This window comes from Methylobacterium sp. TK31 (genome assembly GCF_055361545.1).
Genome location: NZ_CM143964.1, coordinates 3,461,220 through 3,474,898, shown reverse-complemented (window position 1 = coordinate 3,474,898; position 13,679 = coordinate 3,461,220). Strand labels below are relative to the sequence as shown.

General features: G+C 69.8%; 11 protein-coding genes. 6 read left to right on the top strand and 5 right to left on the bottom strand.

Features of this window, described 5'->3' with window-relative positions:
* Positions 1 to 29: 29 nt before the first annotated feature.
* Positions 30 to 1,280, bottom strand: coding sequence for a NupC/NupG family nucleoside CNT transporter (locus tag ACXJY8_RS16050; RefSeq protein ID WP_463770572.1), 1,251 nt, complete (start codon positions 1,278 to 1,280; stop codon positions 30 to 32).
* A gap of 269 nt (positions 1,281 to 1,549) precedes the next feature.
* On the opposite strand from ACXJY8_RS16050, the gene ACXJY8_RS16045 reads away from it, so the two are divergent.
* The 3 genes from ACXJY8_RS16045 to ACXJY8_RS16035 all read left to right on the top strand — a co-directional run bounded on the left by ACXJY8_RS16045 (position 1,550) and on the right by ACXJY8_RS16035 (position 5,666).
* Entirely contained in the window at positions 1,550 to 2,572 is a 1,023-nt protein-coding gene (locus tag ACXJY8_RS16045; RefSeq protein ID WP_463770570.1) for a CorA family divalent cation transporter, read from the top strand.
* A gap of 125 nt (positions 2,573 to 2,697) precedes the next feature.
* Entirely contained in the window at positions 2,698 to 5,058 is a 2,361-nt protein-coding gene (locus tag ACXJY8_RS16040; protein WP_463770568.1) for an Orn/Lys/Arg family decarboxylase, read from the top strand.
* Positions 5,058 to 5,666: a GNAT family N-acetyltransferase gene (locus tag ACXJY8_RS16035; RefSeq protein WP_463770566.1), complete on the top strand. Its 609-nt coding sequence runs from the start codon at positions 5,058 to 5,060 to the stop codon at positions 5,664 to 5,666. The genes ACXJY8_RS16040 and ACXJY8_RS16035 overlap by 1 nt, the downstream gene beginning before the upstream one ends.
* Before the next feature lie 49 nt (positions 5,667 to 5,715).
* On the opposite strand, the gene ACXJY8_RS16030 is transcribed toward ACXJY8_RS16035, so the two are convergent.
* Entirely contained in the window at positions 5,716 to 5,931 is a 216-nt protein-coding gene (locus ACXJY8_RS16030) for a hypothetical protein (protein WP_056178740.1), read from the bottom strand.
* A gap of 88 nt (positions 5,932 to 6,019) precedes the next feature.
* Entirely contained in the window at positions 6,020 to 6,649 is a 630-nt protein-coding gene (locus ACXJY8_RS16025) for a helix-hairpin-helix domain-containing protein (RefSeq protein ID WP_463770563.1), read from the bottom strand.
* Between the two features lie 189 nt (positions 6,650 to 6,838).
* Between ACXJY8_RS16025 and ACXJY8_RS16020 the strand changes: the two genes are divergently transcribed.
* Positions 6,839 to 8,695, top strand: a complete 1,857-nt coding sequence (locus ACXJY8_RS16020; protein ID WP_463770561.1) for an ABC transporter ATP-binding protein — start codon at positions 6,839 to 6,841, stop codon at positions 8,693 to 8,695.
* 6 nt (positions 8,696 to 8,701) lie between these two features.
* On the opposite strand, the gene ACXJY8_RS16015 is transcribed toward ACXJY8_RS16020, so the two are convergent.
* On the bottom strand, positions 8,702 to 9,142 hold the full coding sequence (locus tag ACXJY8_RS16015) for a response regulator (protein ID WP_463770559.1): 441 nt from the start codon (positions 9,140 to 9,142) through the stop codon (positions 8,702 to 8,704).
* On the bottom strand, positions 9,139 to 10,260 hold the full coding sequence (locus ACXJY8_RS16010) for a histidine kinase dimerization/phosphoacceptor domain -containing protein (RefSeq protein WP_463770557.1): 1,122 nt from the start codon (positions 10,258 to 10,260) through the stop codon (positions 9,139 to 9,141). Before ACXJY8_RS16010 ends, ACXJY8_RS16015 begins: the two co-directional genes overlap by 4 nt.
* A gap of 414 nt (positions 10,261 to 10,674) precedes the next feature.
* Here ACXJY8_RS16010 and ACXJY8_RS16005 point away from each other — a divergent pair, with 414 nt between their 5' ends.
* Positions 10,675 to 11,868: a patatin-like phospholipase family protein gene (locus ACXJY8_RS16005; RefSeq protein WP_463770555.1), complete on the top strand. Its 1,194-nt coding sequence runs from the start codon at positions 10,675 to 10,677 to the stop codon at positions 11,866 to 11,868.
* A gap of 139 nt (positions 11,869 to 12,007) precedes the next feature.
* Positions 12,008 to 13,633 carry an ABC-F family ATP-binding cassette domain-containing protein gene (locus ACXJY8_RS16000; protein ID WP_463770553.1) on the top strand — a complete coding sequence of 542 codons (1,626 nt, stop codon included), beginning with the start codon at positions 12,008 to 12,010 and terminating at the stop codon, positions 13,631 to 13,633.
* Positions 13,634 to 13,679: the final 46 nt, after the last annotated feature.

Sequence of the window (13,679 nt, the reverse complement as noted above, 5' to 3'; positions counted from 1 at the left end):
CCGCGCCCCCGTCCTGGCCGGCACAGCCGTCAGGCTCCGATGAACAACCCGGCGAGCGTCGCGCTCGTCAGGTTGGACAGGGTGCCGGCCAGGATCGCGCGCAGGCCGAACCGGGCGATCTCCGCCCTGCGCTCCGGCGCGAGGCTGGCGAGACTCGCGAGCTGGATCGCCACCGAGGTCAGGTTGGCGAAGCCGCAGAGCGCGAAGCACAGGATCGCGGCCGTGCGCGGATCGAGGCTGCCGCCCTTCAGGACCGGCGAGAGCTGCGCGTAGGCCAGGAACTCGTTGAAGGCGATCTTCTGACCGAGCGCCCCGCCGACGAGCCCGGCCTGCTCCCAGGGCACGCCCATCAGCCAGGCCAGGGGCGCGAACACCGCCCCGAGGATGCCCTCGAGGCTCAGGGCGGGATAGCCCGCGAGGCCTCCGGCCCAGCCCATGAAGCCGTTCAGCAGGGCGATCAGCCCCGTGAACGCGATCAGCATCGCCCCCACCGAGACCGCGACGGCCAGCCCCTTCTGGGTGCCGTCGGCCGCCGCCTCGATCACGTTGACCGCCCGCGTCTCGCCGAAGGTGACCTGCGTGGAGGTGACCCGGCTCGGCTCCGTCGTCGGCACCAGGATCTTGGCGAAGAGGAGCCCGCCCGGCACCGCCATGGCGCTGGCGGCCAGCAGATACTCCATCGGCACGCCGAGCGCCGCGTAGCCGGCGAGGATCGTGCCCGCGGTGGAGGCGGCCCCGCTCGACATCACGGCGAACAGTTCGGCCGAGGTCAGCGCCGTCAGGAACGGACGCAGCGCGATGGCGATCTCGCTCTGGCCGATGGCAATGGTGATCACCGCCGAGAAGGTCTCGATCCGCGAGGTGCCGATCACCCGCTGCAGCACCGCGCCGATGCCGCGCGCGGCCGCCTGCATCACGCCGAAATGGTAGAGCACCGCGATCAGCGCCGAGACGTAGAGGATCTGCGGCAGGATGCGCAGGGCCAGGATGAAGCCGCTGCCCCCGAACAGTTCGAACATCCGCGGTTCGACGAGGCCGCCGAACAGGAACGCGGTGCCCCGGTCGCCGTAGTTCAACACGGTCTGAACAAAGGACGCCGCCGCCGCGAGGCCGGCCCGGCCCGCCGGAATGAACAGCACCAGGGCCCCCAGCGCCACCTGCAGCGCCAGGGCCGAGAGCACCACACGCGGGGAAATCGCCCGCCGATTCGTGGAAAACAGCACCGCGACGGCCAGCAGCAGGGCGAGGCTCGCGCCCGCGTGGATAAGTTTCTCGACCATGCCGCCCCACTGTTTCGACGGGGTGGAGCAAGCCCGATGCCGGGACGCTTGTCGCCTCCGAAGTGGAGGCATCCACCGCGACCCGCCCGGGACGGATCATCCGCCCAGGCGCGCATCCTCCCGCCACGCTTCGCCGGGGCGACGAGAGGGGTGGCCATCTCTCTGTCGGGCTGCCGTGCCTGTTGCCCGCAACCGTCACGACACTGTCGCCCAGACTTGCGATCCAGCACCGCGACCGTCGGCGGTTTGCCGGCAACAGGGCCGCCCGCATGCAGCGCCTCCTCACCGACACCACCGCCCTCCCGTGCCTGCTCTTCGCGATGGTGTTCGACGCCGCGGGGCGCGGGCGCCTGCTGGAGCCGGGCGGCGGCCTGCCCGAGCCGGTCGACGCGGGATTCCTCTGGCTGCATCTCGACCTCGTCGATGCGCGCCTCGACGGGCTGATCGGCGCCGGGCGCCTCGGTCCGCCCGCGCTCGCCGCCGCCACCTTCGCCCGGGACGGGCATCAGCGCGTGGTGATCGAAGACGCGGATCTCGGCCTCGTGATCGCCGACCGGGAGCGCGAGTTCGGCGGCCGGATCGAGGACGAGCCGGCCGGGCGCCTGCACTGCGTGCTCGGCAAGCATCTCCTCGTAAGCGGGCGCCGGCACGCCACCGCCGCCGCCGAAGCCGCCCGCGACGCGGTGTTGGCCGGGCGCCGGGTGACGGCCCCGGCGGGCCTGCTCGAGATCTTCGTCGCCGGTGTCGCCGCCTCCCTCGACGCCTCCGCCCGCCGCTTCTCCGATGCCCTCGACGCCATCGAGGACCGGATGCTGGACGAGGATCAGCCCGACGATCCCCGGCCGCTGGCTCCGATCCGCCGGCAGGCCGTGCGCCAGCACCGACAACTCGCGGGCTTGAGCGCGGTCTTCCACCGCCTCGAATCCGAGACAGAGGAGGACGACGACGCCCTGCCGGAGGCGGTGGTCAGCATGGCCGCCCGGGTGGTCCAGCGCCTCGATTCGCTACATCGCGACATGTTGGTCCTGTCCGAGCGCTCGCGCCTGCTGCAGGACGAGATCGCCGGGCGCACGGCGGCCGAGACCAATCGCCAGCTCTTCACCCTGTCGATCCTCACCGCCCTGTTTCTGCCCCCGACCCTGGTGACCGGCGTGTTCGGCATGAACACCAAGGGGCTGTTCCTCGGCGAGTTCGAGAACGGCTCGCTCCTCGCCCTGGCGATCTGCGGCGCCGCGGCGCTGGCGGTCTACGGCGTGATCCGCCGGCTCGGGCTCGTCAAACGGCGCGCCTGATCGTAAGCCGGCTCTCCGTCGGGCCGCGCGGAGCCTGAAAACACCGCGGCCGCCGCAAGATCGTCATCGAAGCGTCACGTCCCGTCGCGAACGGTGCGCCAAACGCCCCTGGGAGCCTTTTCCGCATGGACTTCTTTCGCCGCTTCACCGTCCTGATGTGCGCGCCGAACTTCGACCCCGACGATCTCGAGGGCGTGCGCGTCCAGCAGATCATCGGCTCCGTGGAGAAGCTCGGCTTCGAGGTGGTGCGGGCCCGGCGCGTCGAGGACGCCGCCATCGCGGTCCAGACCGATTCGGCCATCGGCTGCATGGTGGTGGACTGGGGCAAGCGCGGCCTCGACGGCAAGGCGGCGGCGCTGATCAACCTGATGCGCAAGCGCGGGCTGGAAATGCCCATCGTCATCATGGTCCGCCGCAAGCGCCTGGAGGACATTCCCGTCGAGGTGCTGGACTTCATCGACGGCTACATCTTCCTCGCCGAGGAGACCCCGGACTACATCGCCCGCGGCCTGGTGAGCCGCGTGAAGCAGTACGCCGAGACCCTGAAGACGCCGTTCTTCGGCGCGCTGGTCGACTATGCCGAGCAGGGCAACCAGCTCTGGACCTGCCCGGGCCACAACGGCGGCATCTTCTACAACCGCTCGCCGATCGGGCGGATCTTCGTCGAGCACCTGGGCGAGGCGGTGTTCCGCGACGATCTCGACAACTCGGTGCTCGATCTCGGCGACCTCCTCGTCCACGAGGGCCCGGCGCTCAAGGCGCAGAAGGAGGCGGCCGTCATCTTCGGGGCGGAGAAGACCTACTTCGTCCTCAACGGCACCTCGGCCTCCAACAAGATCGTGCTCTCGGCCCTGGTCGCCGAGGGCGACCTCGTGCTGTTCGACCGCAACAACCACAAGGCCGCGCATCACGGCGCGCTGTTCCTCGGCGGCGCGATCCCCGTCTTCCTGGAGACCGACCGCAACGCCTACGGGCTGATCGGGCCGATGTACCACGAGGCCCTCGACGAGACCGTCATCCGCCAGAAGATCCGCGACAATCCGCTGATCACCGACCAGGAGGCCTGGCGGCGCGAGCGCCCGTTCCGCGTCGCGGTGGTCGAGCAGTGCACCTACGACGGCACGATCTACAACGCCCAGATGATCCTCGATAAGATCGGGCATCTCTGCGACTACATCCTGTTCGACGAGGCCTGGGCGGGCTTCATGAAGTTCCACCCGCTCTTCGCCGGGCGCTTCGCCATGGGGCTCAAGGGTCTCGACGAGACCTCGCCGGGCATCATCGCCACCCAGTCGACCCACAAGCAGCTGGCGAGCTTCTCCCAGGCCTCGCAGATCCACACCAAGGACAGCCACATCCGCGGCCAGACCCGGCGCATCGAGCACCGACGCTTCAACGAGACCTTCCTCGTCCACGCCTCGACCTCGCCGTTCTATCCCCTGTTCGCCTCGCTCGACGTCGGCGCGCAGATGATGAAGGGCCGCTCCGGCGTCGTCCTGTGGGACGACACGATCCGACTCGGCATCGAGTGGCGCAAGAAGGTCCGCGCCATCCGCCGCGAGTTCGAGGAGAAGGAGGGCGATCCCCTGCGGCGCTGGTTCTTCGACCCCTTCGTGCCGGACACGGTCAAGGGACCCGACGGCAAGGTGCCGTGGGAGAGCCTCTCCACCGACGAACTCGCCAGCAATCCGAAATACTGGGAGCTGACCCCGGGGGCCGACTGGCACGGCTTCACCCACGTGGCGCCCGACTACGCCATGACCGACCCCAACAAGCTCACGGTGCTGACGCCGGGCTTCAACCGGCACACCGGCGCGTATGCCGAGCACGGCGTGCCGGCCCCCATCGTGGCGCAGTACCTTCGCGAAAACCGCATCGTGCCGGAGAAGAACGACCTCAATTCGCTCCTCTTCCTGCTGACGCCGGGCGTCGAGTCGTCCAAGGCCGGCACGCTGATCTCCGGCCTCGTCGCCTTCAAGCGCCTGCACGACGAGAACGTGCCGCTCGAGGAGGCCATGCCCGAATTCGTGCGGCGCCGGCCCAACCGCTACAAGGGCGTGCGCCTGCGCGACCTCTGCGCCGATTTCCACGCCTTCCACCGCGAGGCCGGCACCAGCACGCTCCAGCGCAAGCAGTTCGAGCCGGGACACCTGCCCGAGATGGTGATGACGCCCAAGGAGGCGGTGCAGCAGCTCACCCGCAACAACGTCGATTACGTGCCGATCGCGGAGGCCGAGGGCCGCGTGGCGACGACCTTGCTTCTGGTCTACCCGCCGGGCATCGGCACGGTGCTTCCGGGCGAGCGATTGGACGAGCGGGCCAAACCCATGCTGGACTACTTCAAGATGTTCGAGCGCTCCGCGAACCTGTTCCCGGGCTTCGAGGCCGAGATCCAGGGCGTGTTTCGCGACGTCGATCCGGACGGGACGATCCGGTTCTACACGTATGTCATGCGGGAGCCCCGCGTCATGCGCGAGAGCCGCTGATGGCGGGCTCGTCCGAGAGCGATCCCGATCTCGTCATCCGGCCCTCGTCGGATGCCGACGTGCCGGACATGGTGGACATCTATGCGCACCACATCCGGCGCGGCGTCGGCGATGTCGGGGATTTCGAGGAGGATCCGCTCCACCCCGACGACCTGAAGAAGCGCCGCAAGGCCATGCGCAAGAAGCGCCTGCCGCATCTCGTGGCCGACCGCGACGGGATCGTAGCGGGCTACGCCTACGCGGTGCCGTTCCGCAAGCGCCCGGCCTACCGCTACACCCTGAAGCACTCGATCTACGTCCACCACGAGCACCTGCATGCCGGCATCGGCCGGCGCCTGCTGCCGGCGCTGATCGAGGCCTGCGCGGCGGGAGGCTACCGCCAGATGATCGGCTACATCGACGCGCAGAACGAGGCGTCCTTGCGCCTGCACGAGGCCTGCGGCTTCGTCCGCGTCGGGCTGCTGCCGGCAGTGGGCTACAAGTACGGGCGCTGGAGCGACAGCGTCATGGTCCAGTGCGCCCTCGGAACCGGGTCCACGGACCAGCCCGGCACCTGGACCCGCCCCGTCGAGGCGGTGGTGGCGGGGCACGACTGGATCGGGAAGTAGGGAAATGCTGGGTCGGTCCGGCCGCGCGGGGCGCGCCGGACCGAGGCCCCTATTGCTGCGTGCGGTTGATCAGCGCCTGCAGCGCCCGGGCCACCGCCTCGCTGACGTTCTTGCGATACTTGCGGTGAACCAGCTGGCCGTTGTGGTAGATGTCATGCTCCACGTAGAGCTTTTCGCCGTCCCACCGGACGATGTTGTCGGTCTCGGTGGTCTCCTCGACGCCGAGATCCTCGCGAAAGGTAACGCCCCCGGCTTGCGCAAACATGGCTCGTCCCTGGTGATCGAAGCGACTTTCCGGCTTCCTGGAGCCGCATCTTAGGCAGCCGGGGCGCGGCGCGCTACCCGAAACGGCTTCAGCGCACCGTCACCTGATCCTTGATCCGCTCGTAGACCGCTCGGCTGAGGACGCGCTTCGACAGGAGTTCGCCGACGGAGGCGTAGGGCCGCTTCTGCACGATGGCGCGCCCGATCATGCCGCCGCCCCGTAGGCCGTTCAGTTCGGCGACGCTTCCGGTGTTGAGGTCGATGACCGCGACACCGCGCGGCCCGGCCGTCTCGGCGGCGTTGTCGATCGCCTCCTCGCCGGCCGACGGGGTCGCCGGGCGGGCGACGGTCCCGAGGTCCGGATCGGGCGACGGGAAGCTCGGCGCCGGGGTGCGCGGCGGAGACAGGGGCGAAGCTGCATTCGATGCGGGCGCTGGCGATGGGGCCGGCAAGGGGGCCGGCAAGGGCGCAGTCGGTGTCGGTGCGGGCGCCGGAGCGACTTGCGGCAGGGGCGCCGGCGCTATCGGGGACACGGGCCGCGTTGCGGCCGGCGGCACCGCCGCCTGGGTTCCGGCGGCCCCGGTCTCCGGGGCCGTCCGGGTGATGGGCGCCTCCGATGTTCCGCTGTCATGCGGACGCAGGATTTGGATGATCCCGGCCAGGACGGCTGCCACCACGATGAGAATGCCGACCCGCAGGACCGCTGAACCGCTGAGCATTGTGAGGGCGGCCTCGCGCCTGTGATGAGGATGAACGCCTAACATAGGCGATAAAGTGAAGTCTCGCCGGTGAAACGCCTGTCCTCAAGAGCTTGAAGACTTCGGTCGGTTCCGTGCTGACATCTGCGCGATGGGGTGCGGCGTCTGCGGCATCGACGGGGGAAGCGCGCCCGGTCATGGTCCCGGCCGATGCCCGACCGCCTCTCCGTCCTGACGGCCCTCTCCGCGCGCTTCGGCGTCCTGCGACACCTGCCGGCCCTGGCGCACCTCGTTTATGCCGCGAGTCCCCGCCTGCTCGTGGTCAGCCTCGGTCTGCGCCTGGCGCGGGCGAGCCTGCCCGTGGCAATGCTCTACCTCGCCAAGCTCATCCTCGACGCGATCGTGGCCGAGCATGCCAGGCCGCACCCCGGCGGGCTCGGGCCCGAGGCCTGGCTGGCGGACCCATCCCTGCGGCACCTCGCCCTGCTGGTGGCGGCGGAGTTCAGCCTCGCCATCCTGGCCGACCTCCTCGGCCGGGCCAGCACCCTGGTCGACGGCCTCGTGGCCGACCTCTACGGCACGGCCGCCACCCTGAAGCTGATGCGGCACGCCGCCGACCTCGACCTCGAGCAGTTCGAGGACAGCGCACAGCAGGACCGGCTCGAGCGGGCCCGGCGCCAGGTCACCGGCCGCTCCAACCTCCTGTTCCAGCTCTTCGGCCAGGGGCAGGACCTCATCACCCTGGTGGCCTTCGCGCTGGGCCTCGTGGCCTTCGCGCCCTGGCTGATCCTGCTCCTCGTGATCGCCCTGGTGCCGGCTTTCCTCAACGAGACCTACTTCAACCGCGAGGGCTACCGGCTGTCCTGGACCCGGACGCCGGAGCGGCGCGAGATCGACTACCTGCGCTTCCTCGGGGCGAGCGTCGAATCCGCCAAGGAGGTCAAGCTGTTCGGGCTGAACGGCTACATCGCCGAGCGCTACCGCGGGCTCGCGGCCAAGCTCGTGGCCGACAATCGCGCCCTGGCGTTGCGCCGGGCCGGCTGGGGCGGTGCCTTCGCGGCCCTGGGCACCCTGGCCTACTACCTCGCCTACGCCACCATCGTCTGGCGTACCGCGGCGGGCCAGTTCTCGATCGGCGATCTCGCCTTCCTGGCGGGCTCCTTCCAGCGCCTGCGCGGCCTGATCGAGGGCCTGCTCCTGGGCTTCTCGCAGATCGCCTCCCAGGCGCAGTACCTCGACGACCTGTTCTCGTTCTTCGCCGTCGTTCCGGCGATCCGCTCGCCGGCCGACCCGATGCCCCTGTCGCGTCCGATCCGCAGCGGGATCGTCTTCGAGGCGGTGGGGTTCCGGTATCCCGGAACCGAGACCTGGGCGGTGCGCGACCTCAGCTTCCGGCTTGCGGCCGGGGAGGTGCTGGCCCTGGTCGGCGAGAACGGCGCCGGCAAGACCACCATCGTCAAGCTGCTCACCCGCCTCTACGACCCGACGGAGGGCCGCGTGCTCCTCGACGGCCTGCCGCTCTCCGCCTACGACCTCGACGACCTGCGCGGCCGTATCGGCGTGATCTTCCAGGATTTCGTGCGCTTCAGCTTCACCGCCCGCGAGAACGTGGCCGTGGGCCGGATCGAGGCGCGCGACGATGGCGACCGCGTCGTGCGGGCGGCCGGGCGCAGCCTCGCCGACGGCGTCATCGGCCGCCTGCCGCTCCAGTACGATCAGCCCCTGGGCAAGCGCTTCGCCGAGGGTGTCGACCTGTCGGGGGGCGAATGGCAGAAGATCGCCATTGCCCGCGCCTACATGCGCGAGGCCGAGATCCTGATCCTCGACGAGCCCACGGCCGCCCTCGACGCCCGGGCCGAGTTCGAGGTGTTCCAGCGTTTCCGGGAACTGAGCCACGGGCGCACGGCGGTGCTGATCTCGCACCGCTTCTCCACGGTGCGCATGGCGGACCGCATCCTGGTGCTGGCCGGCGGGCGGGTGATCGAATCGGGCAGCCATGCCGAGCTGCAGGCGCTGGGCGGGCGCTACGCCGAACTGTTCGAGCTGCAGGCCGCCGGCTACCGTTGAGCCGGCCTAGACGCCGAGGGCCTCACGGTAGGCCGGTGCGAGGCGCAGGCCGAGGGGTACGGGCACGCGTGGCGGCGGGTCGCGCAGGCACGCGCTGAAGAACGCCATCGTGTCTAGGACGACCGCCTCGGTGAAGGGCTTGGCGATGACGCCGGCAGCCCCTTCGAACCCCTCCGGCAGGTGCTGGGCATTGGCGGTCACGAAGACCATCACCATCGCGGGATCTTCCCGCAGCGCGCGGACGATGTCGATGCCGGACGAGCCGCCGCGCAGCTGGAGGTCGACGAAGACGAAGTCCGGCCGCTCCGCGCGGGCGGTGCCGATCGCCTCGTCGGCGGTCGCCGCGGTGCCGACGACGATGTGGCCGGCATCCTCCACGAGGAGTTCGAGCTGCATCAGGATGAGCGCCTCGTCTTCCGCGATCAGGACGCGGAGAGGCTCGCTCACGTGCCGTCCTTCGCGCCGGGAGACTCGCGCGGCAGGCGAATATCGATCGAGGTTCCGGGATGTCCCGGATGCCAGGCGATGCTGGCGTTCAGCTGACGGGCCAGGCTCTCGATCAGGCGCTTGCCGAAGGAGCGCGTCCCCACGACCTCCTGGGGCATGCCGACGCCGTCGTCGATGATCCGGATGCCGAAGTAGCGCCCGTCGGGCTGGACCCGGATCGAGAGGCGGCCGGGCCGGCCGTCGGGGAAGGCGTGCTTGAGCGCGTTGGTGATGAGCTCGTTCATCATCAGCGCCACCGGGGGGGCCTTCTCCACCGGCACCTCGACGGGCTCGAGGTCGAGATGCAGGCTGATCTCGGAGCGGCCGGAGCCGCGCACCAGGTCGGTGGCCAGCTCCCGGGCGAACTCGGCGACGTCGAAGCGCTCGACGTCGTGGGACTGGTAGAGCCGCTTGTGCACCGTGCCCAGAGCCTCGACCCGCGTCAGCATCGACTTCATGGCTTCGCGCGCGCTTGGGTCCGAGATGCTCCGCGTCTGCATCGTCAGGAGGGAGGCGACCATCTGCAGGTTGTTCTTCACCCGGTGGTCGACCTCGTGCACCAGCATGGTCTTGGCCGCCAGGGCGTCCGAGAGTTCGCGTGTCCGCTTGGCGACCTCGCGCTCGAAATGCTCCTTCTCGTTCTGCGTCCGCATCTGCGCGTCGACCCGGTCGGTGACGTCGAGCTGCGAGGCGAAGAAGTAGTGCAGGTCGCCGGCCATGGTGACGACCGGGCTCATGTAGAGGGCGTTCCAGAACGGGGTGCCGTCCTTGCGGTAGTTCAGGATGTCGACGGCGATGTCGCGCCGGGTGTCCACCGCCTCACGGAGCTGCCGGACCGCGTTCGGATCGGTGTCGGGGCCCTGCAGGAAGCGGCAGTTGCGCCCCATGATCTCGTCGCGCTCGTAACCGGTGAGGCGCAGGAAGGCATCGTTGACGAAGACGATCGGGTTGTCGGCCCGGCGCGGGTCCGTGACGATCATGGGCATCCGGGTCGCCCGGATGGCGGCGGCGAAGGGATCGCCCTTGCCGTCCTCGACCATCAGGTCGTCCGTCATGTGCCACGCGTCGTCTCGTTCCATCGCCTCTGCCTCCTCCTCGCGACACCGACCCGCGCGGCCGGCCCGCCTCCGTCGACATCGTCACGACCGTCGGCGGCCCATGCGGACGGCGCGGCCGGTCCGCGCGGGCGCGATCGGTCGGCGAGAGCGGGTTTCGCGAGGGAAACGGGATGTCGGACCATCGATGCGACGGGCAACCGTCACAGGATGGTGCTCCAACGGACCTGCGTGCGGGAAGTTCATTTGATGTTGCAACCGGACGCGACGGCCGCGAGATCCACATACATTCGCGAGAGCGGACGGGATCGAGCCGCCTGCTGCCCGAATGCCACACCGGGAAGGTGTCGCGAAGCGTAGCCGGAACACGGCAAAGGCCAAGCTCGTTTCCGTGCTAGGGTCGTGTCGGGGTCGGGCTCCGGAATCTTGGCAGTGAACATGTCGAACATGCGTCGTCTCCGGTGGACTCGGGGGCTCCTCGTCCTGCTCGCCGCCGGCCAGCTCGCGGCCTGTGGCACCACGCCGCGCACCCCCTACACGGCGAGCGAGGCGGCCGCCGCGGTCCTGCCCGGGCTCGATCCGAACGTCCGCGCCTACGCGGACGCCTCGGAGAAGACCTTCACCGAGATGTCGGCGCGCCCCGAGAACAGCAAGGTGCCGTTCGCCTACCTCGCCCTGTCCGGCGGCGGCGGCGACGGGGCCTACGGCGCCGGCCTGCTGAACGGCTGGACGGAATCCGGCAAGCGTCCGGAATTCTCCCTGGTCTCCGGCGTCTCCACCGGTGCCCTGATCGCCCCCTTCGCCTTCGTCGGTCCGGAATACGACGCCGTCCTGAAGGACATCTATACCAGCGGCGTCGCCTCGACGCTGGTGCAGTCGCCGAGCTTCGCCAACGTGCTGTTCGGCTCGGGCCTGTTCGGCGACGGACGGCTGCGCGGCCTCGTACGCCGCTACGTGACGCCGGACCTCCTCGCCGCGGTCGCCGCCCAGCATGCCAAGGGCCGTCGTCTCCTCGTGGTGACGACGAACCTCGACGCCCAGCGTGCCGTGATCTGGAACATGGGCGCCATCGCCGCCAGCGGCGGGCCCGCGGCGATCGACCTGTTCACCGACGTGCTCACCGCCTCGGCCAGCATCCCGGCGGTGTTCCCGCCCCAGCTCATCGACGTCCAGGCAGCGCAGCGCACCTTCCAGGAAATGCATGTCGACGGTTCGGTGGTGACGCCGGTGTTCACCCTGCCGCAATCGTTCCTGCTCCGCGACCGCCGGTTCAAGGCGGGCGCCAAGTCGGACATCTACGTCATCATCAACGGGCGGCTGGAGCCGGAATTCGATCTCGCCCAGAACAACACGCTCTCCATCGTCGAGCGCTCGTTCACCACGGCGAGCCGCGCCCGCAGCCGGGCCACCCTGGCCTCGACCTACGCCTTCACCCGCGCCAACGGCATCGGCTTCAACCTCGCCTATATCGACGAATCCGCGCCCAACACCTCGACCGCGCGCGGCTTCGACACCGGCTACATGCGCAGCCTCTACGAGGCCGGCTATCAGACGGGCCGCACCGGCACCTTCTGGCAGAAGAACGTGCCGGTGGCGCCGCTGGTGAAGGCCTCGGTCGTCGCCGCGCAATAGGCCGGCGACCGGCCGGTCGGGACGCGTGGAGCGAGGGGGCCGGTTGCGCCGGGCGCCCCTCGCGCCGGATGGTGCGGTGCGGTAGGGTCCCGTCAGCGTCCGGGTCCGTCCGGTGTCCGCCCCCGACGAGTCCCCCCGCATGATCCAGATCGAAGACCTCACCTTCAGCGCCTGGGGCCGGCGCTTCTTCGACCGCGCCAGCGTCGCCGTGCCGCCGGGGTCCAAGGTCGGGCTCGTCGGCCGCAACGGCGTCGGCAAGTCGACCCTGTTCAAGATCATCCTGGGCGAATTGCAGCCCGACGGCGGTGCCATCCTGCTGCCGAAGACGGCGCGCGTCGCCTCGGTCGACCAGGAGCATCCCGCAACCCCCGTCAGCCTGATCGACACGATCCTGGCGGCGGATGTGGAGCGCGAGGCCCTGAACGCCGAGCTCGAGACCGCCGCGCCCGAGCGCCTGGGCGAGATCTATGGCCGCCTCATCGAGATCGACGCCGACCGGGCGCCGGCCCGGGCCGGCGAGATCCTGGCCGGCCTCGGCTTCTCGGTCGAGGACCTGACCCGGCCGATGGCGGAATTCTCCGGCGGCTGGCGCATGCGCGTGGCGCTGGCCGCCGCCCTTTTCGCCGAGCCGGACATGCTTTTGCTGGACGAGCCCACCAACTACCTGGATCTCGAGGGGGCTCTCTGGCTGGAGGCGCGACTCAAGCGCTACCCGCACTCGGCCCTGATCATCAGCCACGACCGCGAACTCCTGAACAATTCGGTGGACGCGATCCTGCACGTGGCCGGCGGCAAGCTCGAGCTCTACGCGGGCGGCTACGACGATTTCGAGAAGCGAAGGGCCGAGAAGGCCCGCCTCCAGGCCTCGACCAAGCAGAAGCAGGAGGCCGAGCGCGCGCATCTCCAGAGCTTCATCGACCGGTTCAAGGCCAAGGCCTCGAAGGCGGCCCAGGCGCAGTCCCGCGTCAAGCGCCTCGCCAAGCTAGAGCCGATCGCCACCACCATCGAAGAGCACGTGGCGCCGTTTCACCTGCCCTCGCCGAAGCGCCCCCTGGCGCCGCCCCTGATGCACCTGACGAACGCCACCATCGCGTATGGCGACGATGCGCCGGTGCTGCGCGACCTCAACCTCACCCTGGACGTCGACGACCGCATCGGACTGCTCGGCGTCAACGGGGCCGGCAAGTCGACCTTCGCCAAGATGGCGGCCGGTGCGCTCCAGGTGCGCGACGGACGGATGGTGCGGGAGGGCCGGGTGCAGGTCGGCTGGTTCCACCAGCACCAGATCGAGGCCCTCGACCCGAAGGACACGCCGCTGGCCATCATCCGTCGCGAGCGGCCCGACGACAGCGAATCCGCACGGCGCGCCAAGCTCGCCAGCTTCGGCCTCGCCTTCGACAAGCAGGAGACGACGGTGGATGCGCTGTCGGGCGGAGAGCGCGCGCGGCTGCTCCTCAACCTCGTGGCGATGCAGGCGCCGCACCTGCTGATCCTCGACGAGCCGACCAACCACCTCGACATCGACAGCCGGAGGGCACTCCTCGACGCGCTGAACGATTACGGAGGGGCGGTCATCCTCATCACCCACGACCGCTCGCTGATGGAGCTGGTGGCAGATCGCCTGTGGCTGGCCGCGGACAACACGGTGAAGCCGTTTGCCGGCGACATGGATGATTATGCGAAGTTCGTGCTCGACCGGACCCGCGCCGGCCAGCGTGCGCCCGGGCAGGGACGCGAAAAGAAGGCGAAGCGCCGAGCGGCCTGAGCCGCGAGGGCGTCCGGGCTCCGGAAGGGCCCGGATCGCGAAGGCG